Here is a 20,393-nt window from a genome sequence, read left to right on the forward strand (position 1 = left end):
GTATGAACGAGACCTCACTCTATGCACCGGTGAAGCGGTTCCTCGAAAGTCTCGACTTTGTTGTGAAGGGCGAGATCGGCGGCTGTGACATCGTCGCGCTACGCGGGGGCGAGCCGCCGGTGGTCGTCATCTGCGAGCTGAAGCTGCAGTTCAATCTGGAATTGGTGCTGCAAGGCGTCGACCGAGCGACCGCTTGCGACGAGGTCTGGCTGGCGGCGCGCATGTCGGCGCGGGGCAAGGGACGCGAAAGCGACGCCCGGTTCCGCAATCTCTGCCGCCGGCTTGGCTTCGGCGTGCTTGGCGTGACAGCCAACGACAAGGTCGAAGTGCTTGTCAGTCCCGCCGCGCCGGAGCCGCGCAGGAATGCACGGCGGCGCTCCCGCCTTGTCGACGAGCACCAGCGCCGCCGCGGCGATCCTGTCGCCGGTGGAGGATCGCGCAATCCGATCATGACCGCCTATCGCCAAAGTGCCCTCACCTGTGCGGCTGCGATGGCGGACGGTCCCAAACGACCGCGCGATCTGAAGGCCTTGACGCCGATCGCGCCGAAAATCCTGCAGCACAATGTCTATGGTTGGTTCGCGCGCGTCGACCGCGGCCTCTACGATCTCACCGATGCCGGCCGCGCCTCGCTGGTCCGTTGGCCGCAGACACCGCATGATGAGGTCCGACACGAGATTTTGATTGCGTCGACCCCCTGAATGCCGGGCCTTGGCGGGCATGGCGCGCCCCTCTTGGTTGATTTCTCAGACAAAACATGCTGCTTGTCCCGCCCATGAAGACACTCTGCATGATGGCCATTGCGTCCCTGACGCTGGCTTTCCCGGCCAGCGCGATGGACAATGCTTTGCGTGCCGGGCTGATGAAACTTGATCCGCAAACACGCCTCGAGCAGCGCTGCGATGCCGAAGTCCTGGACCGGATCACCCACGATGATCGCAAGTTCAAGGCCGACCGGGTCGTCGCCTACGCCTTCGCGACGCCCGAGATGAGCGCCGATGCGATCAGGAGTCCGGGTGCGGCGTTCCGCAGCAAGGGACAGTGGTATCGGCTGAAATTCAAATGCCAGACCGGGCCGGACCATATGGACGTCCTGCAGCTGCGCTACCGGATCGGCGACGAAATTCCGGAAGCCGACTGGGCGAAGTACAATCTCTACGATTAGTTTTTCGCGGGGTTGGTTCGGCTTCGGCTCACCAGCCGGCGGCGGCTGAGAATCTCCTGGTATACCCCTGCCACGAAATTGGTTTTCCAGTGTTGTCTGTCGCGGCGCCTTGACGCCAGCGGACCATGCCTTTAGGCCCGTCTGGACAATCGACAACGAACACTCGGCGAAGGGCTTCCAGGTCGATGGAAATATTTACCGCCGCGGGCATATCGGCTCTTTTTCAGGTCATCGCTATCGATCTTGCGCTCGCGGGTGACAACGCCATCGTCATCGGCCTCGCCGCGGCCGGCCTGCCGGCCGCCCAGCGCAAGCGCGCCATTCTGGTCGGCATCGCGGCCGCCACCGTGCTTCGCATTTTCTTCGCCCTGATCACGCAATGGCTGCTGACCATCGGCCCCATGCTGCTGATCGCCGGTGGCCTGCTTCTGCTGTGGGTGTGCTGGAAGATGTGGCGCGAATTGCGCGTCAGCCACGATGAGGAGCGCGACGCGACCGAAGCGCTGTCGAATGGCGACTTCGACAAGGACGGCGTCGTCGGCGGCAAGGGATCCGGCAAGACCTTCTCGCAGGCCGCCTGGCAGATCGTCATTGCCGACGTGTCGATGTCGCTGGACAATGTCCTGGCCGTGGCAGGTGCTGCCATGAACCATCCGACCGTGCTGGTCATCGGACTGGCCCTGTCGATCGCCTTGATGGGTTTTGCCGCGTCGTTTGTCGCGCGTCTGCTGCACAAATACCGCTGGATTGCCTATATCGGCCTGGCAATCATCCTTTATGTCGCGGTCAAGATGCTGCTTGACGGGGCCGTACAGCAATTCCCCGAGCACTTCGCCTTCCTGGCGCCCTGGTTCGGATCCGGAGGCCACTGAGCCGCCCGATGGCGCGGACCAGCCTGTCGGCCGGTTTGCTTGATTGCGCAACCCATGCTATTGCGCCGCGCGTATTGGCTCCTGCCAAGCGCTACAGACCGACATTTACAGCGATTTGAGGCCGGACCAGCGTTTCGGCCCGTGTGCCCCCATTGGAAACTTGCCTATGTCCGCCCCTCGCGTCAGTTTCGTCAGCCTTGGATGCCCGAAGGCGCTCGTGGATTCCGAGCGCATCATCACGCGCCTGCGCGCCGAAGGCTATGAGATCGCCCGCAAGCATGACGGCGCCGATCTTGTCGTGGTCAACACCTGCGGTTTCCTGGACTCCGCCCGCGACGAGTCGCTCAACGCCATCGGTTCCGCGCTTTCGGAAAACGGCAGAGTCATCGTCACCGGCTGCCTCGGCGCCGAGCCGGACGTGATCCGCGAAAAGCACCCCAATGTGTTGGCGATCACCGGACCACAGGCTTATGAGAGCGTCATGGCAGCCGTGCATGAGGCGGCCCCGCCCTCGCACGATCCCTATATCGATCTGCTGCCGCCGCAGGGCGTCAAGCTGACGCCGCGCCACTATGCCTATCTCAAGATCTCGGAAGGCTGCAACAACCGCTGCACCTTCTGCATCATTCCCGCACTTCGCGGCGATCTCGTTTCGCGCCCGGCGGCCGATGTGCTGCGCGAAGCCGAAAAACTGGCCAAGGCCGGCGTCAAGGAACTGCTCGTCATCTCGCAGGACACCAGCGCCTACGGCATCGACATCAAGTACCAGACCTCTATGTTCGGCGACCGTGAAGTGCGCGCGAAATTCCTCGATCTGTCGGAGGAATTGGGCAAGCTCGGCATCTGGGTGCGGATGCACTATGTCTACCCCTACCCGCATGTCGCCGACGTCATCCCGCTGATGGCCGAGGGCAAGATCCTTCCCTATCTCGACATCCCGTTCCAGCACGCCTCGCCGCAGGTGCTGAAGAACATGCGCCGGCCGGCGCATGGCGAAAAGACGCTGGAGCGCATTCGCGGCTGGCGCGACGTGTGCCCTGACCTCGCCATCCGCTCGACCTTCATCGTCGGCTTCCCCGGCGAGACAGACGAGGATTTCGAGATGCTGCTCGACTGGCTGGATGAGGCAAAAATCGACCGTGCCGGCTGCTTCAAATACGAGCCGGTCAAAGGCGCCCGTTCCAACGACCTCGGCCTCGAGCAGGTGCCGCAGGACGTCAAGGAAGCGCGCTGGCACCGCTTCATGCAGCGCCAGCAGAAGATTTCCGCGACGCAGCTGGCGAAAAAGGTCGGCAAGCGCCTGCCGGTGCTGATCGACGAAGCGCATGGCACTTCGGCCAAGGGCCGCACCAAATACGATGCGCCCGAGATCGACGGCTCGGTCCACATCCAGTCGCGCCGCCCGATGCGTGCCGGTGACATCGTCACCGTCAAGATCGAGCGAGCCGACGCCTACGACCTCTACGGTTCGGCCGTCTGAGCGTTCCGTCACTTTCTCCCGGCAAATGAAAAGGGCGCCTCGCGGCGCCCTTTTCATTCGAAATGTGATGCTCCGCTTACTGCGGCAGCTTGTCGTCGACGCCCTTCACGTAGAAATTCATGCCGAGCAGCGTGCCGTCATCGGCGACTTCACCGTCCTTCAGCCACGGTGTGCCGTCCTGCTTGGCGATCGGTCCGGTAAAGGGGTTCCAGCCGCCGGCGATTTTCTTCTCGGTCGCCTCGGCCAGAGCCTTCACGTCGTCGGGCATGTTGGTGTAGGGCGCGAGCTTGACCGCGCCGTCCTTGATGCCGAGCCAGACATTGTCCGGCTTCCAGGTGCCGTCGATGGCTGCCTGTACCCGGCTGATGTAGTACGGGCCCCATTCGTCGGTCAGCGAGGTCAGCTGCGCATTCGGCGCGAACTTGATCATGTCGGACGACTGGCCGAAGCCATGCAGCTTGCGCTCCTCGGCGACCTGCAGGGCGGCGGTCGAGTCGGTGTGCTGGACGATGATGTCGGCGCCCTGGTCGAACAGCGCCTTGGCGGCGTCGGCTTCCTTGCCCGGATCGAACCATGAGTTGACCCAGACGATCTTGGCCTTGAAGTTCGGATTGATCGACTGCGCGCCGAGCATGAAGGAGTTGATGCCCATTACCACTTCCGGGATCGGGAAGGACACGATGTAACCGGCGACGCCGGACTTCGATTCCTTGGCGGCAATCTGGCCGAGTACGTAGCGGCCTTCATAGAAGCGGGCATTGTAGATGCCGAGATTGTCACCCGTCTTGTAGCCGGTGGCGTGCTCGAACATCACTTTCGGGAATTTCTTGGCGACCTTCACCTCGGCGTCCATGAAGCCGAACGACGTCCCGAAGATGATCTTGCAGCCTTCGCGCGCCAGGCGCTCGAAAGCACGGTCGGCATCGGGACCTTCGGAGACGTTCTCCAGATAGGCGGTCTCGACCTTGTCGCCGAGCGCCTTCTCGACTTCGAGCCGGCCCTGGTCGTGCTGGTAGGAGTAGCCGAAATCGCCGATCGGGCCGGTATAGACCCAGCAGGCCTTCAACTTGTCGGCAGCCTCTGCGGACGCGGCCAGCGACAATGCCGCTGTCGTCGTCATCAGGGCAATAAGCAGTTTTTTCATCGTGTTACCTCTCTGTGTTAAGCCTTGGAGCTTCCCGTCTTTTTGTTTTTGTCAACGATCCGGAACGAATGGCTGCCCCAGGGATGCCGGCGTGTTCATCATCGTCAGACGCTTGTTGCGCGAGATTAGAACGAGAACCACGACGGTTGCCAGATAGGGCAGAGAAGAAAGCATCTGCGAGGGCACCGGAATGCCAAAAGCCTGTGCATGAAGCTGGCCGATCCACACCGCGCCGAAGATGTAGGCGCCGGCCAGCACCCGCCACGGCCGCCACGACGCAAACACGACGAGCGCCAAGGCGATCCAGCCGCGGCCCGCGGTCATGTTCTCGACCCATTGCGGCGTGTAGACCAGCGACAGATGGCCGCCGGCGAGACCGGCGCAGGCGCCACCGAAGATCACCGCCAAATAGCGGTAGCGGATGACCTTGATGCCGAGCGCATGCGCCGAGGTGTGGCTGTCGCCGATCGAGCGCAGCGTCAGTCCGGTTCGCGTCTTGAACAGGAACCACATGACGGCGGCGGTCAGCACGATCGAGATGTAGAACACCGGATCCTGGCCGAACAGCAGCTTGCCGACAACCGGGATGGAGCTCAGGCCGGGAATGTCGAGATTGGGCAGCCTGACGCCGGGCTGGCCGACGAAGCTCGTGCCGATCATGCCGGAGAGGCCGAGGCCGAGCAGCGTCAGCGACAGGCCGGTCGCCACTTGGTTGGTGGCCAGCGACAGAGTCATGACGGCGAACAGCAGCGAGAACAACGCCCCCATGGCGATCGCCGCCAATAGGCCGATCCAGGGCGAGCCGGTCAGGTAGCCGGCCCCGAAGCCGCCGACCGCGCCCATGATCATCATGCCCTCGACGCCGAGATTGAGCACGCCGGAGCGCTCGACCACCAGTTCGCCGATCGCCGCGATCAAAAGCGGCGTTGCGGCCGTTGCGATGGTCAAGAGGATGTTGACGGTGATGTCCATCAGCGGGCTTCCTTCAACTTCGGCGCGGCGTCCAGCTTCGCCGTGCCTTCCTGTTTCGTCAGCGCCATGCCGATCAGGCGGATGCGGTAGTGGATGAGCGTGTCGCAGCCGAGCACGAAGAACAAAAGCATGCCCTGGAACACCCGCGCCACCTTGTCGGAAATGCCGAGAGCGCTTTGCACCGCCTCGCCGCCGAGATAGGTCAGCGCCAGGACCAGGCCCGCGGCGATGATGCCGAGCGGATTGAGGCGGCCGAGGAACGCCACGATGATGGCGGTGAAGCCGTAGCCGGGAGAAATAACCGGCTGCAACTGTCCGATGGCGCCGGAGACTTCCGAAATGCCGGCAAGTCCGGCCAGCGCGCCCGACAGCAGGAAGGCGAAGAACACCATGCGGCTGAGGCCGAAACCGGCGAAGCGCCCGGCCCGCGGGCTGGAACCCAGCACCCGCACCTCGAAGCCCTTCAGCATGCGTCCCATCAGGATCCAGATCAGCACCGCGGCAACCAGCGCAAACACAAAGCCCCAATTGGCACGTCCGGCGTCCGGCATCAATTCCGGCAGCACGGCGGAGTCGCCGAACTGGATCGTCTGCGGGAAACCGTGGCCCTGCGGATCGCGCCAGGGACCGCGCACCAGCCAGTCGAGGAAGAGCTGCGCGACATAGACCAGCATCAGGCTGGTCAAGATCTCGTTGGTGTTGAAGCGGGTCTTCAGAAAGGCGGGTATCGCCGCATAGGCGGCGCCGCCGACCATGCCGAGCAAAAGCATCAGCGGCAGCACCAGCGGCCCTTCGAATTGCGGGAACAGCACCGGAATGGCGGAGCCGAAGATGGCGCCGAAAATAAACTGGCCCTCGGCGCCGATGTTCCAGATGTTGGCTTTGTAGCAGACCGAGAGGCCGACCGCGATCAGGATCAGCGGTGCCGCCTTGATCGCCAGCTCATGCAGTTGCCAGACCTGGCTGATCGGTTCGATGAAGTAGATCCGGAACGCGGTCAGCGGATTGACACCGAGCAGCGCGAACAGAACCGCGCCGGCGATGATCGTCAGCGCGAAGGCGATGAACGGCGACAGGGCCGAAAACAGCGCGGAGCGCTGCGGGCGTTTGACGAGTTCGAGGCGCATCATGCCGTCTCCAGCGTATGTTCGGCGTGGCCGGGCTCGGCGCCGCCCATCAGCAGGCCGACCTTCTCGAAGGTTGCTTCGGCGATCGGCATCGGCTTGGACAGTTCGCCGTTGTGCATGACCGCGATCGCGTCCGAAATCTCGAACAGCTCGTCGAGGTCCTGGCTGATCACCAGCACCGCCGATCCGCTCCGCGACAGTTCGATCAGCGCTTGGCGGATGTGGGCTGCGGCGCCGGCGTCGACGCCCCAAGTCGGCTGGTTCACCACCATGACGCTGGGCCGGCGGTCGAGTTCGCGGCCGACGATGAATTTCTGCAGGTTTCCGCCCGAAAGTGCTGCCGCTTCCGGATCCGGCGCGCTCTTGCGCACGTCCATCGCCTCGATGATGCGTTGCGAGGCCGCGTAAATGGCGCCGCTCTTGACCATTCCACCGGTGCCGACAAACGCCTTGCCGTCCGTGGCATGGCGCGACAGCAAAAGGTTTTCCGAAAGTTTCATGCGCGGTGCGGCACCATGGCCGAGGCGCTCTTCCGGCACGAAGGCGGCCCCCAGCAGGCGCCGTCCGGTGATGGTCAGCCCACCGGCATCCTTGCCGCGGATGCGCACCGAGGCGGCGTCCTGCTGCAACACTTCGCCGGAGACGGATTCGAAGAACTCGCCCTGGCCGTTGCCGGCGACACCGGCAATGCCGATCACCTCGCCGGCGCGGACGTTGAGGCTGATGGCCTTGAGCGGAATGGAGAACGGCGTCGCCGGCTTGCGAGTGAGGCTACGGATTTCAAGCAGCGGCTGCGCGGTCTCGATCCCTTCGACGGGTGCACGCACCACGGCCTGCACCTCGTTGCCGACCATCATGCGCGCGAGCGAGGCGGCTGTCTCCTCGCGCGGGTTGCAATGGCCGACCACCTTGCCATGCCGCAACACGGTGGCGCGGTCGCAGATGCGTTTGACCTCTTCCAGCCGGTGCGAAATGTAGAGGATCGATTTGCCTTCCGCGCGCAGCCGCTCCAGCGTCTCGAACAGCTTGTCTGCTTCCTGCGGCGTCAGCACCGAGGTCGGCTCGTCAAGGATGATGAGTTGCGGCGTCTGCAGCAGGCAGCGGATGATCTCGATGCGCTGGCGCTCACCGACCGACAGGTCGCCGACCAGCGAGTCCGGATCGAGCGGCAGGCCGTAACTGTAGGAAAGCGCCCTCGCCTTTGCCGCGATGCTGCTGATCGGCGAGCCGTCATCGAGCGACAGCGCGATGTTCTCGGCCGCGGTCAGCGCCTCGAACAGCGAAAAATGCTGGAACACCATGCCGATGCCGAGCTTCTTGGCGGCACCCGGGCTGGTGATCCGCACCGCCTGGCCGTTCCAGAAAATCTCGCCGGAATTGGGCTCCAGCGAGCCGAACAGCATCTTGACCAGCGTCGACTTGCCGGCGCCGTTCTCGCCGAGCAGCGCGTGGATTTCACCTTTGGCGATGTTGAGATCGATATGGTCGCACGCAGTCAACGTGCCGAATATCTTGGTCAGGCCACGAACCTCGAGCAGGTTCGCCCCATCATGATTTGCACTCACAGTGCCTCCCATCTGGTTCACCAGATATGTTCTGTGTTCCCGCAAGTATGGTAGGCGCCGCCGGCTCTCAACGGAAAGCGGCACGCGTCTTGAAAGAGCTTCAAGAATTTCAGCGGAAATTCAAGGGATAGCAAGCCCGGCGGGACTAGGGGACTGTAATTCGCTCTGGCGAGTCATATGGTGGTGGTTTCGAGAACCCGAGCGCAGCGGACATTTGGGTCCGTGAGCTCAGTTCTACTGCGACGCAGTAGAACGGGGAAGCGCAGAAAACGCCATCAGATGGCTGCCAGGGCAGAGTTTCCAGACAGTCTCTAAGGGATGAGAATGGTCGTCCCTGTCGTCCTGCGCCCCTCGAGGTCGGCATGTGCCTTGCCTGCATCCTTCAGCGCATAGCGCTGGTTGATCTGGATCTTGACGGCGCCGCTGAGCACCACGTCGAACAGCGCGGCCGCGGAGGCGTCGAGGTCCTCGCGTTTTGCGTTGTAGACGAACAGCGTCGGCCTTGTGGCGAACAGCGAGCCCTTCTGTGCCAGCAATGACATCGAGAAGGGCGGGATCGGTCCCGACGACTGGCCGAAGCTGACGAACATGCCGAGCGGCTTCAAGCAATCGAGCGAGGCCGGGAATGTGTCATTGCCCACCGAATCGTAGACGACATCGCATTTTTTGCCGCCGGTGATGGCGGCGACGCCGGCGACGAAATCCTGCTCCCTGTAGTTGATGACATGGTCGAAACCGTGCGCCTTGGCGAGCTCGATCTTGTCGGTGGAGCTTGCAGTGCCGATGACGGTTGCGCCGAGATGTTTCGCCCACTGACCCAGAATGAGGCCAACGCCGCCGGCCGCGGCATGGAACAGGATGGTGTCACCCGCCTTCACCTTGAAGGTCCGGCGAAGCAAATATTCGGCGGTCATGCCTTTCAGCATCATCGCGGCCGCCTGCTCGTCGCTGATGCCATCGGGAATCTTGACCACGAGGCCGGCGGCGATGACGCGTTGCTCGGCATAGGCACCGACATTCGTCGAATAGGCGATCCGGTCGCCTGGCTTCAGCCAGTCGACGCCCTCACCGACCTCCCGCACCACGCCGGCGGCTTCGCTGCCCGGAATGAGCGGAAAGCCCCCGGGCGGCGGATAAAGGCCTGAGCGATGATAGACATCGATGAAGTTGAGGCCGATCGCCGTATGCCTGACCAGGATCTGCCCGGAACCCGGTTGGCCGGGATCGGCGTCCTCATAGGTCAGAACTTCCGGGCCGCCATGGGCGTGGATGCGGATTGCTTTGGACATGGACTGGGATTCCTATGGGAGAGGCTGGTCAGGCCTTTTTGGCGCCGAGATTTGGAAAGAACTGCATGATGCCACCGATGCAGGCCAGGTAAAGCCCGGTAATGGTGATGCCGATCTTGATGAAGGTGCTGACCTGTGCGCCCAGCACACCGATCTGATCGTAGAAGGCGGCAAGCGCCGCCTGCGCAAGGGCAAGCGCGCCGAAAGCACACCACAAAAGGGTCATTGTGAGATTGAAGGGCCGCAGCCGCACGACCCGCACCGGATGAATGAAATTGATCGGGACGAACGTCAGGATACCGGCCACCACCACCACCGCGAACGACACCCATTGTCCCGGCTCAATGACGAACAGCGTGAACACCACCATGTTCCAGACCACCGGGAATCCCTTGAAGAAATTCTCCTTCGTCTTCATGCCGGTGTCGGCATAGTAGATCGCGCTGGAGACGACGATGATCGCCGCGGACAAGAACGACAGGCCCTCGCCCATGAAGCCGCGCTGGTAGAGCGCGAAGGCCGGAATCAGCACATAGGTCACGTAGTCGATGATGTTGTCGAGGAGCTCGCCCGACCAGGTCGGCAGGATTTCCTTGACCTCGAGCTTCCTGGCGATAGGCCCGTCGATGCCGTCGACGAACAGCGCCAGTCCAAGCCACCAGAACATTGCCGTCCAGCGTTCCTCGCTCGCCGCCACCAGCGACAGGAAGGCAAGGAACGAGCCCGACGCCGTCAGCAGATGGACGGAGAACGCCCTCGCCTGCGGCCAGGTGACCTTCTTCTTCGGTCGCGGAATCCGGTCCGTGAGCTTCTTGGCGGCTTTCCGTGCCGCCATGTTCCTGGCCGATGTGTTCTTGCTCACGGGCCTCGCCAATCCAGCTTGCAGATTTCGGCCGAGCGGCCGGCAAAATTCCAGTTGCGGCCAAAGGCTCGCATCTTGCTCTTGTCAGACCTCGCCACGATGATCTCCGGTGCAATCCAGTATTCCGAATTGGTGATCACCGTATCCTTCTCGCGATCCTTGCCCGCGATTGGCGTGACCGCGCCATCGATGATCTTCGGTATCTGGAAGATACGCATCTTGTCTCGTGTCTCATAGGTGATCGGCAGGAATTTTCCGACCAGGATCGACAGCAGCGATGTGGTTCCGCCGGCCTTGCCGGTGAAAATCTTCGTCAAGGCCTTTACCGCGTAGATCGAGGCGCGTTTGTCGATGAAGAGGCCAGCAGTCCAGTTGCCGCGGCTCATGTAACCGGGGATTTCCATGATCAGCCCAAGGTTGAGGCCGGACAGGTCGACCTCGCCGAAATGGCCGGCATCGATACGGAAACCAGCCCAGGTCTGGCAATAGCCCTCGGTCGGAGCGTGATTTCCGAGCGACAGCACGCAAGGGCAAAAAACCGTGCAATTGCAGGAGAGTACGAGCTCTCCTTTCATTGCCCAGCCCTGATCGGTCATTGAACTTCCCCCACTCACAGCGAGACTACTAGCAGCGCGGCTGCCCAGACAAGCAGTATCGCACCGGCCAGCCGGGTTGGAAGACGGCCCGGCGTCTGTTTTTCAATCAGGGTGAACAGGCCGATCAGCGCCATCCAGAAGATGTTCATCACGCCGACGGCGAACATCACCAGCATCAGCGCCCAGCAGCAGCCGAGGCACCAGATGCCTTGCGCCGCACCGAGCCGGAAGACGCGGACGGGTTTGGCGCTCCAGTTCGAAAACAGGATCGAGAACGGGTTGCGGCATTTCTTCAGGCAGGCCTCCTTGAGGCCGCTAAACTGGTAGAGGCCTGCCACCAGCAGTGCGAGCGCCCCGGCAACACCAAGCAGCGGATCGTAGATTTCGCCGGATGCGGCGAATGCATGCACGCAGAGCGTCAGGGCCGTGAACAGCATCGAGGCGGCGAGCCAGACACCGAGATAGCCGGCAACCAGCACCAGCGGATGGACGACCGGCTCGCCCTTGATCCGGGCCGTATCGGCGATCTCGCAATAGGTGCGGATCATCGGTGCCGCGGATGGCAGCATCGCGGCGATGGCCATCAGGAACCACATCAGGATCAGCGCCAGGGCACGCGGGACGATGCTTGCATCCAGTGGCGCCGGCGACAGGCAGAGCGCGAAGAACGGCTCCAGGAAATCGGGCAGCGGCAATTGCGGCAGGCCACGCAGGAGTGCGTCGCCAGGCGCGCTGCCCCGGGCCTCGGCACCGCGAATCGCCATCGTGGCCAGCGACGACCAGGCGAGCAGAATGCTGGCGCCGACGACGATATTGACCGTCAAACGTGGGTTGCGCGCAACATCAGCCGTGGCGCGGCCGGCGCGGTCGAGATGGCTGAAATCGTCCTGGTGGCCGGTCATGATACCCGAATGAGCCGAATCGCCGCGTTGATCAATCCGCATGAACTGACCTATATGCTTCTCGATTGGCAGGTCTGGTGGCCCGCCTCGCATCGCAAGCCGGAAACCGATCTTGGAGCATCAGGAAACAGCGCGAATACTGATTGCCGGAACCGGTCCGGCGGGGCTGATCGCGGCGCTGGCTTTCGCCGATGCCGGCTTCCCGGTGACGCTGGTCGGGCCTGAGGCGTCAGCCCCCGATGGCCGCACCACTGCGCTGATGAACCCTGCCCTGAAAGTGCTTGAGCGGCTCGACGTCCTCGAAGCCATCAGGCCCAAGGCCGCTCCCTTGAAAGTCATGCGCATCGTCGACGCGACCAGCCGGCTGATCCGCAGCCCCGTCGTTACCTTCCGCGCAAGCGAGATCGATGAGGACCAGTTCGGGCTGAACCTGCCCAACAGCGTCTTTGGCCCGGCGCTTGCCGACAAGGTGGCCGCCCATCCCGGGATCGAATGGCGCAGGTCGATGGTGAAGACCTGGCATCTCGATGCCGATCGGGCTCATGCCGTTCTCGCCGACGGCAGCGAGGTTGGCGCGTCACTGGCGGTCGCCGCCGATGGACGCCAGTCGCCTGCGCGTGAGGCGGCGGGCATTTCGACCGGTTCGCACGCCTATCCGCAGGCCGCGCTCGTGCTTAATTTCGGCCATAGAAGCGAGCATGCCTTCACCTCGACCGAGTTCCACACAGAAACCGGTCCGTTCACACAGGTTCCGTTGCCTGGCAATCGCTCAAGCCTCGTCTGGGTGGTGAAGCCCGAGACCGCCAAGGAGCTTGCCGCACTGGATGACGCAACGCTCTCGCTGCGGGTCGAGCAGCAAATGCAATCGATGCTGGGTCGGGTGACGGTAGAGCCGGGCCGCCAGATCTACCCGCTTTCGACCGTGACGCCCCTGCGCTTCGCGCGAGACAGGGTGGCGCTTGTCGGCGAAGCCGCGCATGTGTTCCCGCCGATCGGTGCGCAAGGCCTCAACCTTGGCATCAGGGATATCGACGATCTGGTTGGAATTGCAAAAGAAAACGGTGGAGATCCAGGCGCGGCCAAGGCCCTTGCCGCCTACGATTTCAAGCGCCGGCCCGATATTCTGGCGCGCAGCAGCGCAGTCAACCTGCTCAACCTGTCGCTGCTCTCCGATATGCTGCCGGCGCAGATGGCACGCGGCGCCGGTCTCGGCGTGCTCGGCGGCTTTGCACCGCTGCGCGCCTTCTTCATGCGCGAAGGCCTTCGTCCCGGCAGTGGTTTTGCAGCACTCGCAGGCGGCCTACGAAAACCCATGCGGCGGCAGTAGCGATCTTGCGGATTTTATCGCGACATCGCGACATCAATCAAAACCTTTGCGCCGCATTCTGCGTAGCTTGAAGGCGCTTAAACGCTTCGGGATTGAATTGACTCGGAGTCTGCGCCAAATAAAGTCAAGGAATTCAGTGGTGAGTACGATGAAAACGGCTAAATTCGCGATCGGACAGGTGGTTCGCCACCGGCTGTTTCCGTTTCGAGGCATCATTTTCGACGTCGATCCGCAATTCGCCAACACCGACGAATGGTATGAAGCCATTCCCGCCGATGTGCGGCCACGCAAGGATCAGCCGTTCTACCATCTGCTCGCCGAGAATTCGGAAACCGAATACATCGCTTATGTGTCGGAGCAGAATCTCCTCGAGGATCGGTCAGGCGAGCCGGTCCGCCACCCGCAGATCAAGGAGATGTTCGACAAGAGGCCGGACGGGCGTTACGAGCCGAAACGTCAGTCCAGGCACTGACCTTCGGCATTCTGGTCGTCGGTCAGGAAATCCAGGCCAAGGCCAGGCACGAAAAAAGCGGGGCATGACCCCGCTTTTTCTTTGACCCGAGAATGACCAAGCCGGTGATCAGTTGGCAGTCTTGGCCTTGTCCTGCTCATCCTTGAGCTTCTTGGCGAAGTCCTGGTTGTTCTTGGCGACGAAGTCCTGGAGCTTCTTCTGCCGGTCCTCGATGTCCGACTGCTGCAGCGGCGGGCCGTCATAGGCGCCGCTGAAGCCCTGGAGCGCGATCTTGATCGGATTGGCCTGGTTCTGGAAATTGATCGAGGTCAGCGTGATCCCCTGACCCTTCTTGAACGAGGCGACGAGCTGGTCGGTCAGCGGCACTTCGGCCACGCAACGATCCGGGAAGCAGATGACATAGTCGAGCTTTACCGCCTTGCCGGTGTCGATCTGCAGGCCGATGCCGGGAGGCACCAGGCGGCCGGTCGGGACCGTCACCTGAAACACCTTGCGGTTCACCTTGCCCTTGAGTTCGATCAGGCTGACACCGGTAACGAGCTGGCCATTGCCGGCAGTGACGATGTTCTGGACGTTGCAGATATCGACGTCTTCCTGCTTGGTGCAGGCCTTGAACCAGCCCTGTGGAATCTGTTGCTGCTGCTGCGCGGAAGCAGAGGGAAGTCCTGCGCCCAGAAAGCCGACCACGCCCGCGGCCATGACCGAAAGGCGGTACGCATTGCTGTTCAGGCTCATCATGTCGTGCACTTTCCTCTCAAATAATCCCGGAACCGGCTTCTCTACGCCGTGTGGTCCAGCTACCTGTTGCCGAAATGAGGCAACAGAATGACTTCGGACGGCGTGTTACACTGCAAGCGGTGCCGAATCCAGCCCCGCTCACTTGTAATTCTTGATGACACGATTGGCCGGCACACGACTGCCTCATGCTAGGGTGCGCACCGAATCATCAAGCCGACCTGTTTAGGAGACGGTCATGGGCCGCGTTCTTGTTTGGCTGATCACCGCGATATCGCTTTTTACCCTTTCGCCGCGGCCGGCCATGTCGGAACCGAAGCATGCCATCGCCATGCAGGGCGAGCCGGCACTGCCGCCCGACTATACCCATTTCGACTACGTCAATCCCGATGCGCCAAAGGGGGGCAGCATCACCTATTGTGTTGTCGGCAGCTTCGACAACCTCAACCCTTTCATCCTGAAAAGCCTACGCACGACGGCGCGCGGCATGATGGATCTGACCTATGGCAATCTCGTTTTCGAGCCGCTGATGCAGCGCAATTACGACGAGGCCTTCAGTCTCTATGGCCTGCTCGCCGACAGCGCGGACATGGATTCCGAGCGCAAGTCGATCGAATTCCATCTCAATCCCAATGCAAAGTGGTCGGATGGCGAGCCGGTGACGCCGGAGGATGTGCTGTTCACCTATGATGTCTTCACCGACAAGGGCCGCCCGCCCTACAACGCACGCATGAGCCTGATCGCCAAGCTTGAAAAGACGGGTGATCACAGCGTGCGCTTCACCTTCAATGACAAGGCCAATCGCGAAACACCCATGATCATCGCGCTGACGCCGATCCTGCCGAAACATGCCTTCGACAAGGAGACTTTCGACAAGACAACGCTGAAACCGCTGATTGGCAGTGGACCTTATACCATTGCCCAGGTGGCGCCGGGCCAGCGCATCGTGTTCAAGCGCAACCCCGATTATTGGGGCAAGGATGTCCCGGCCAAGCGCGGCTTCGACAATTACGGCCAGATCACCATCGAATATTTCCTCAACGCCAACGCCAAGCTCGAGGCCTTCAAGAAAGGCCTCTGCGCCATCGATGATGACGGCGATCCGGTCAAACGGGAGCGTGATCTGGACTTCCCGGCCTTCCACAGGGGTGAGGTGGTTTCTGAAACCTTCGACACCGGCATTCCGCCGGTGGTGACCGGTTTCCTGTTCAACACGAGGCTGCCGAAGTTCTCCAATCCGGTGGTTCGACGCGCGCTCGGCATGCTTTACGATTTCGAATGGGCGAACAAGAATCTGTTCGGCGGCAAATACACCCGCACGATGAGTTACTGGCAGAACTCCGAGCTTTCAGCGCTCGGCCATCCGGCCGACGACAGGGAAAAGGCCCTGCTCGCCCCCTACCCCGGCCGTGTGCCGCCCGATGTCATGGACGGCACCTGGAAACCGCCCGTGACCGACGGTTCGGGGCAGGACCGCAAAGTGCTGAAGGCGGCTTTCGATCTCCTGAAAAGCATCGGTTACCACGTGCAGGACGGTACGATGCTCGATCCCGACGGCAAACCTTTCGGATTCGAGATCCTGACTGCTTCGCAAGACGAGGAACGGCTGGCCGGCATCTATCAGCGCACACTGGAGAAGATCGGCATCAATGTCAGCATCCGTAGCCTCGACGGCGATCAGATCCAGTCACGCAAGCAGCGCTTCGATTTCGAGGCTCTGATCGGATCCAGCGGCTTCAACAATTCGCTGTCGCCAGGCTTCGAACAGCTTGGACGCTGGAGCTCCGAGGCGGCCAAGGCCGAAGGCTCGTTCAATCTCGCCGGCGTTGCCGATCCGGCGGTCGATGCGGCGATCGAAGCGATGCTGCGCGCCCGCTCGAAGGAGGATTACGTCGCCGCCGTCCGCGTTCTCGACCGGCTGTTGATCTCGGGCAACTACATGGTGCCCATGCAGTACAACACGCAGCAGTGGCTTGCTTACTGGAATTATCTGGAACATCCGAAGAAGACGCCCATATTCGGTTATCAGCTGCCGACATGGTGGCGCAAACCGAACTGAAAGTCCGGAGATCGAGATGAGCGAAGCGAACGCCGTAACCGTCGATGTGGTGTCGGATGTCGTCTGCCCCTGGTGCTTCATCGGCCAGAAGCGGCTGGACAAGGCGGTTGCCGCGGCCGGCGATGTCGATGTGCATATACGCTGGCGACCGTTCCAGCTCGATCCGACCATTCCGCCGCAAGGCAAGGACCGCCGGGAGTATATGCTTGCCAAGTTCGGCAGCGACGAGCGCATTCGCGAGATTCATGCCCGCATCGAGCCGCTTGGCGAGGCAGAGGGCATTTCCTTTGCCTTCGATGCCATCAAGGTGGCGCCGAACACGCTCGATGCGCACCGCCTGATCCGCTGGGCGGGTGCTGCCGGTGAAGCCGTGCAGAACAGGCTGGTCCGCCGCCTCTTCCAGTTGAATTTCGAGGAAGGCGTCAACATCGGCGACCATGCCGTGTTGGTCGAAGCCGCCCGCGAGGCCGGCATGGATGCCTCCGTGGTCGCCACGCTCTTGCCGACCGACGCCGATGTCGAAGCGGTGCGCACGGAGATCGCCACGGCGTCGCGCATGGGCATATCGGGCGTGCCGTGCTTCCTGCTCGAAGGCAAATATGCCGTGATGGGTGCTCAGGACGTCGACACGCTGGCGGATGCCATCCGCCAGGTGGCGGCGGCGAAGGCACGGGGCGAATTGGACAAGGTCGGCTGAGGCCGGGCCATTCCTTCGCCTGCGAGCGCAGGCCTACTTCACCGTCACCTTGGCCTTGCTGATGAAAAATCCATGGCCGTTGCTTGCCGCGCAGATCAGGCCCTTCGTTGACGATTGGCAGGAAAACGGCCCAGCGCTCCAGCTGTTGCCGTAGGCGAGCCTTGTGACATCGCTGCAGCAAGGCTGTTCGCCGGGGTTCTTGATCAGCGTCGCCGGCCCCTTGGGGCCGAGGATGATGGTGATGTAGCTCGGCTCGACGCGCGAGCAACTCAGTTCAGGGCCGCCATCCTGAGGCTCATACGTGTTGGTGCCGCCTTTCGGCGTGTAGATGCAGCCAATGTTGTCGGACGGTGTGTTGAACTCGATCTGGCCCTCAGCGCTGGCCGGAATGCTCTGTTCGGCTGCATTCGCCAAAGATCCCCAAGTAAAGAGGGATAACCAGGCGATGAGGATGAAAGCCGCTGATGCGGTTGCGCGCGTGAACATGGGGAAGCTTTCCTGTTGGACGACCATGGGTGTCGGCAACACCTCGAAAGGTTCAATCCCGAACCCGGGAATTGTCAACGCCGCTCCAGCCGATCGATTCCAGCGCCATGGTCAGGCATGTCGGATTCAAGGGCGGTGAAGTGGTGATCGACAAATAAGCCTCACCGCAAAGACCCTTTCTGGTCATTTCTCGGCCTCCGGAAATGCCGATCGCGGCAGGAATCAGACGTCAAAGGACGGTCGGTTTTCGGGAATTTGGTTAGCCCCAACGAAAAAACGGCTCGCCGGACAAGCCAGAATGAGTCACGAAATCGTGTGAGAACCTTCCCTTAGGGAAGGTGATGGCGCGCCATATCGAAATCAAGTAACCATCTGACATTGTTGCGTTAAATCGCCTTTCCACCGGCTTCCGCGAAACGTTCGAAAGCCCGTTCTGTTGCCTTCAAGACACGCCCGGATCTTCAAATCTCGCCGAACCTCTACAAAAATTAATGGAAAATGATCAATTGGTGTTACCATCCGTAACAAAACAAAAAAGGTTTGGGCGGGATCGTGATTCGGATCGGCAGACGATCGCAGGAGTCAGTACCGGATAGACTACACCGCGGCCCCGCAGGGCGGTCGCATTTGACGCCGGTATCCTCGATGCGCAGTTTCTGGGGGCTGATGAAGGCCTACTGGTTCTCCGAGCGCTGGAAGGAAGCCTGGACGCTCACTGTCGTCATCGCCCTGCTGACGGCGCTTTCCAGCAAGGCCGGCGTCTGGTTTGCCTTGGCATTGGGCGAGTTGGGCAATTCGATCGCCTTCTTCCACGATGCGGCCAACACCAGCCCGCTGCAGGCAATTCTGACCAATGCCGGCATACTTGTGCTGCTGGTCGTGCTCAAGGATGCCGGCTTCACCGGCGTGCGCGGTCTTGTCTCGGCAACCCTGCACCGAAAGTGGCGCGGCTGGCTGAATAGCCAGTTCAACAAGGCTCTGCTCGACGGCAATCATACCCACTTCCATGCTCAGCATGGTTCGGCGGCTGGCGGTATCGTCGCACCCGACAACATCGACCAGCGCATCCAGGAATCGATCAAGGACATGACGGGCGGGGCGATCGGTCTCGCCATGGGCGTTCTGGGTGTTGCGACCTCGCTCTATTTTATCGGCGAAAATCTGATCGGATCCTCGGTAGAGGTCAAAGGACTGGAGTTCCTCGGCGGTTATGGCAGCGCAGTGCTGGCCTTCCTCGCCGTCGCCATTTACGTGCCGTTGAACACTTGGATTGCGGTCAAGCTTGGCCGCTTGCTCGAGCGGCTCAATATCCGCATGCAGCAGGCCGAGGGCAGCTACCGCAGTGAACTGACGACGTTCCTGCGCCGCAGCTTCCATGTCGCCGCCTCGCATGGCGAAGATGTGCAAAAGTCGATGCACGACAAGCTCTATGTCGATATCGACAAGACCTGGGGCAAGCTCAATGTCGTCAACAATGGCTACACGTCGTTCGAGCTGATCTACAACTTCCTCGGCGCCCGGATCGTCGCCTATGGTCCCGGTCTGGTGTCGTTCATACACAATCGCTTGGACTACAAGGGCTACATAACCGGCTCCGAAATGGTCGCCCAGTTGATCAGCCAGTGCTCGTGGTTCATCCATGTCATGCCCGCCATCGCCACGCTGCGCGCCAACAGCCAGCGTGTCACGGAACTGGCGAACGCGATCGAGAACGTCCAGCATCCGCAGGCGTTCTACAGCCAGACCGGTCAGTCCGACTTCCACTATGCCAGCCAGAACCCTGTTTTCGGCCTGACCATCCAGAAGCTCGAACTGGCACATCAGGGCGAGGACGCGACACCGTTCCTCAGTGCCGCCAATTTGCGCTTCCGGCGCGGCGAGTGGACGTTCCTCAAAGGCGAATCCGGTTGCGGCAAGACTTCGCTGATCAAGGCGATCAACGGCCTCTGGCCTTATGGCCGCGGCACCATTGTCTTCCCCGACGGGGTGAAGAGTTTTTACGCCGCCCAGGAGGTCAAGCTCCAGCAGGTGTCGCTGAAACAGCTGGTCTGCCTGCCGGGCTCCGAGCACGACCATGGCGATGCCCAGGTCGCGTCGGCGCTGCACAAGGCGGGCCTTGGCGACTTCATCGAGCATATGGCCAATGAAAGCCGTGAAGGCAAAAGCTGGGATCAGGTCTTGTCGGGCGGCCAGAAGCAGAAGCTGGTGGTGGCCCGCATCATCCTGCAGCAGCCGGGGCTGCTGTTCCTCGACGAGGCGACCGGCGCCCTCGACCCGGAGGGCAAGATTGCCTTCCACCAGGCGATCAAGGACAACTGCCCCGATGTCACCGTGATCAGCGTCATGCACGAAGCAGTGGCGCCACGATCGGCTGCCGGCACCGAGTTCTACCACTCGATCGTGTTGATCGCCGACGGCGTCGCCACCAAGAAGCCGCTGACTCCGACCCTGCCAGTCGAACTCACCACGATTCTGACCCAGCCACGGCCGGTCGAGGATAAATGGCTGCGTTTCTCGCGCCGGCTGAAGCAGAAATAACGTTGATTTCACCACGACTTGCCGGGCAGCACGGCGGTCGGCGGTCACAGTATCGCGATCGGAGCCATCGGGCGCCGTTTTCCTCACTCACCGCGATTGACTCGG

At 61.8% G+C, this 20,393-nt stretch carries 19 protein-coding genes; 9 read left to right on the plus strand and 10 right to left on the minus strand.

Annotated features, from left to right (window positions below):
- The first annotated feature begins 2 nt into the window (after positions 1–2).
- From MAFF_RS03085 to rimO, 4 genes are all read left to right on the plus strand, one after another.
- Positions 3–701, plus strand: a complete 699-nt coding sequence (locus MAFF_RS03085) for a DUF2161 domain-containing phosphodiesterase (RefSeq protein ID WP_010909427.1) — start codon at positions 3–5, stop codon at positions 699–701.
- A gap of 56 nt (positions 702–757) precedes the next feature.
- Positions 758–1,165 (plus strand): DUF930 domain-containing protein, encoded by a 408-nt coding sequence (locus MAFF_RS03090; RefSeq protein WP_010909428.1) that lies wholly within the window; start codon positions 758–760, stop codon positions 1,163–1,165.
- A 185-nt stretch (positions 1,166–1,350) separates the two neighbouring features.
- The gene (locus MAFF_RS03095) at positions 1,351–2,037 is read left to right on the plus strand and encodes a TerC family protein (RefSeq protein ID WP_010909429.1); all 687 of its coding nucleotides are present in this window, start codon (positions 1,351–1,353) and stop codon (positions 2,035–2,037) included.
- A 166-nt stretch (positions 2,038–2,203) separates the two neighbouring features.
- Positions 2,204–3,517 carry a 30S ribosomal protein S12 methylthiotransferase RimO gene (gene rimO, locus MAFF_RS03100; RefSeq protein ID WP_010909430.1) on the plus strand — a complete coding sequence of 438 codons (1,314 nt, stop codon included), beginning with the start codon at positions 2,204–2,206 and terminating at the stop codon, positions 3,515–3,517.
- Positions 3,518–3,593: 76 nt separating this feature from the next.
- Here the strand turns inward: rimO and MAFF_RS03105 are convergent, their stop codons facing one another.
- The 8 genes from MAFF_RS03105 to MAFF_RS03140 all read right to left on the minus strand — a co-directional run bounded on the left by MAFF_RS03105 (position 3,594) and on the right by MAFF_RS03140 (position 11,974).
- Complete coding sequence (locus MAFF_RS03105; RefSeq protein ID WP_010909431.1) at positions 3,594–4,661, minus strand: BMP family ABC transporter substrate-binding protein; 1,068 nt, start codon at positions 4,659–4,661, stop codon at positions 3,594–3,596.
- Positions 4,662–4,712: 51 nt separating this feature from the next.
- Positions 4,713–5,633 carry an ABC transporter permease gene (locus tag MAFF_RS03110; RefSeq protein ID WP_010909432.1) on the minus strand — a complete coding sequence of 307 codons (921 nt, stop codon included), beginning with the start codon at positions 5,631–5,633 and terminating at the stop codon, positions 4,713–4,715.
- Complete coding sequence (locus MAFF_RS03115; RefSeq protein WP_044547617.1) at positions 5,633–6,763, minus strand: ABC transporter permease; 1,131 nt, start codon at positions 6,761–6,763, stop codon at positions 5,633–5,635. Before MAFF_RS03115 ends, MAFF_RS03110 begins: the two co-directional genes overlap by 1 nt.
- A complete protein-coding gene (locus MAFF_RS03120) occupies positions 6,760–8,337 on the minus strand; it encodes an ABC transporter ATP-binding protein (protein ID WP_010909434.1) in 1,578 nt (525 codons plus the stop codon). The genes MAFF_RS03115 and MAFF_RS03120 overlap by 4 nt, the downstream gene beginning before the upstream one ends.
- 299 nt (positions 8,338–8,636) lie before the next feature.
- The gene (locus tag MAFF_RS03125; RefSeq protein ID WP_010909435.1) at positions 8,637–9,614 is read right to left on the minus strand and encodes a quinone oxidoreductase family protein; all 978 of its coding nucleotides are present in this window, start codon (positions 9,612–9,614) and stop codon (positions 8,637–8,639) included.
- 28 nt (positions 9,615–9,642) lie between these two features.
- Positions 9,643–10,449 (minus strand): phosphatidylcholine synthase, encoded by an 807-nt coding sequence (gene pcsA / locus MAFF_RS03130; RefSeq protein WP_010909436.1) that lies wholly within the window; start codon positions 10,447–10,449, stop codon positions 9,643–9,645.
- 23 nt (positions 10,450–10,472) lie between these two features.
- Positions 10,473–11,072, minus strand: a complete 600-nt coding sequence (locus MAFF_RS03135) for a DUF1326 domain-containing protein (RefSeq protein ID WP_044547618.1) — start codon at positions 11,070–11,072, stop codon at positions 10,473–10,475.
- Between the two features lie 14 nt (positions 11,073–11,086).
- A complete protein-coding gene (locus MAFF_RS03140; RefSeq protein WP_010909438.1) occupies positions 11,087–11,974 on the minus strand; it encodes a DUF2182 domain-containing protein in 888 nt (295 codons plus the stop codon).
- A gap of 112 nt (positions 11,975–12,086) precedes the next feature.
- Here MAFF_RS03140 and MAFF_RS03145 point away from each other — a divergent pair, with 112 nt between their 5' ends.
- Complete coding sequence (locus tag MAFF_RS03145; RefSeq protein ID WP_010909440.1) at positions 12,087–13,301, plus strand: UbiH/UbiF family hydroxylase; 1,215 nt, start codon at positions 12,087–12,089, stop codon at positions 13,299–13,301.
- 148 nt (positions 13,302–13,449) lie between these two features.
- On the plus strand, positions 13,450–13,773 hold the full coding sequence (gene hspQ, locus MAFF_RS03150; protein WP_019858091.1) for a heat shock protein HspQ: 324 nt from the start codon (positions 13,450–13,452) through the stop codon (positions 13,771–13,773).
- Positions 13,774–13,881: 108 nt separating this feature from the next.
- On the opposite strand, the gene MAFF_RS03155 is transcribed toward hspQ, so the two are convergent.
- Positions 13,882–14,511 carry an invasion associated locus B family protein gene (locus tag MAFF_RS03155; RefSeq protein WP_032930262.1) on the minus strand — a complete coding sequence of 210 codons (630 nt, stop codon included), beginning with the start codon at positions 14,509–14,511 and terminating at the stop codon, positions 13,882–13,884.
- 235 nt (positions 14,512–14,746) lie between these two features.
- Between MAFF_RS03155 and MAFF_RS03160 the strand changes: the two genes are divergently transcribed.
- Positions 14,747–16,567, plus strand: a complete 1,821-nt coding sequence (locus MAFF_RS03160; protein ID WP_010909443.1) for an extracellular solute-binding protein — start codon at positions 14,747–14,749, stop codon at positions 16,565–16,567.
- A 16-nt stretch (positions 16,568–16,583) separates the two neighbouring features.
- Complete coding sequence (locus MAFF_RS03165) at positions 16,584–17,264, plus strand: DsbA family oxidoreductase (RefSeq protein WP_010909444.1); 681 nt, start codon at positions 16,584–16,586, stop codon at positions 17,262–17,264.
- A 33-nt stretch (positions 17,265–17,297) separates the two neighbouring features.
- Here MAFF_RS03165 and MAFF_RS03170 read toward each other — a convergent pair whose 3' ends face one another.
- On the minus strand, positions 17,298–17,750 hold the full coding sequence (locus tag MAFF_RS03170; RefSeq protein WP_044550441.1) for a hypothetical protein: 453 nt from the start codon (positions 17,748–17,750) through the stop codon (positions 17,298–17,300).
- Positions 17,751–18,395: 645 nt separating this feature from the next.
- Between MAFF_RS03170 and MAFF_RS03175 the strand changes: the two genes are divergently transcribed.
- A complete protein-coding gene (locus MAFF_RS03175; protein WP_044547623.1) occupies positions 18,396–20,288 on the plus strand; it encodes an ABC transporter ATP-binding protein/permease in 1,893 nt (630 codons plus the stop codon).
- Positions 20,289–20,393: the final 105 nt, after the last annotated feature.

It is taken from the genome of Mesorhizobium japonicum MAFF 303099, from assembly GCF_000009625.1.
GTDB classification, from domain to species: Bacteria; Pseudomonadota; Alphaproteobacteria; order Rhizobiales; family Rhizobiaceae; genus Mesorhizobium; species Mesorhizobium japonicum.

Excerpts from the sequence above, each read along its gene's own strand:
- hspQ (WP_019858091.1), top strand. The coding sequence starts at position 13,450 with ATGAAAACGGCTAAATTCGCGATCGGACAGGTGGTTCGCCACCGGCTG.
- MAFF_RS03125 (WP_010909435.1), bottom strand. The coding sequence starts at position 9,614 with ATGTCCAAAGCAATCCGCATCCACGCCCATGGCGGCCCGGAAGTTCTG.
- MAFF_RS03090 (WP_010909428.1), top strand. The coding sequence starts at position 758 with ATGCTGCTTGTCCCGCCCATGAAGACACTCTGCATGATGGCCATTGCG.
- MAFF_RS03095 (WP_010909429.1), top strand. The coding sequence starts at position 1,351 with ATGGAAATATTTACCGCCGCGGGCATATCGGCTCTTTTTCAGGTCATC.
- MAFF_RS03140 (WP_010909438.1), bottom strand. The coding sequence starts at position 11,974 with ATGACCGGCCACCAGGACGATTTCAGCCATCTCGACCGCGCCGGCCGC.
- MAFF_RS03170 (WP_044550441.1), bottom strand. The coding sequence starts at position 17,750 with ATGTTCACGCGCGCAACCGCATCAGCGGCTTTCATCCTCATCGCCTGG.
- MAFF_RS03165 (WP_010909444.1), top strand. The coding sequence starts at position 16,584 with ATGAGCGAAGCGAACGCCGTAACCGTCGATGTGGTGTCGGATGTCGTC.
- MAFF_RS03110 (WP_010909432.1), bottom strand. The coding sequence starts at position 5,633 with ATGGACATCACCGTCAACATCCTCTTGACCATCGCAACGGCCGCAACG.
- MAFF_RS03135 (WP_044547618.1), bottom strand. The coding sequence starts at position 11,072 with ATGACCGATCAGGGCTGGGCAATGAAAGGAGAGCTCGTACTCTCCTGC.
- MAFF_RS03155 (WP_032930262.1), bottom strand. The coding sequence starts at position 14,511 with ATGATGAGCCTGAACAGCAATGCGTACCGCCTTTCGGTCATGGCCGCG.
- MAFF_RS03120 (WP_010909434.1), bottom strand. The coding sequence starts at position 8,337 with ATGGGAGGCACTGTGAGTGCAAATCATGATGGGGCGAACCTGCTCGAG.
- MAFF_RS03085 (WP_010909427.1), top strand. The coding sequence starts at position 3 with ATGAACGAGACCTCACTCTATGCACCGGTGAAGCGGTTCCTCGAAAGT.
- MAFF_RS03160 (WP_010909443.1), top strand. The coding sequence starts at position 14,747 with ATGGGCCGCGTTCTTGTTTGGCTGATCACCGCGATATCGCTTTTTACC.
- MAFF_RS03115 (WP_044547617.1), bottom strand. The coding sequence starts at position 6,763 with ATGATGCGCCTCGAACTCGTCAAACGCCCGCAGCGCTCCGCGCTGTTT.
- rimO (WP_010909430.1), top strand. The coding sequence starts at position 2,204 with ATGTCCGCCCCTCGCGTCAGTTTCGTCAGCCTTGGATGCCCGAAGGCG.
- MAFF_RS03175 (WP_044547623.1), top strand. The coding sequence starts at position 18,396 with ATGCGCAGTTTCTGGGGGCTGATGAAGGCCTACTGGTTCTCCGAGCGC.
- MAFF_RS03105 (WP_010909431.1), bottom strand. The coding sequence starts at position 4,661 with ATGAAAAAACTGCTTATTGCCCTGATGACGACGACAGCGGCATTGTCG.
- pcsA (WP_010909436.1), bottom strand. The coding sequence starts at position 10,449 with ATGGCGGCACGGAAAGCCGCCAAGAAGCTCACGGACCGGATTCCGCGA.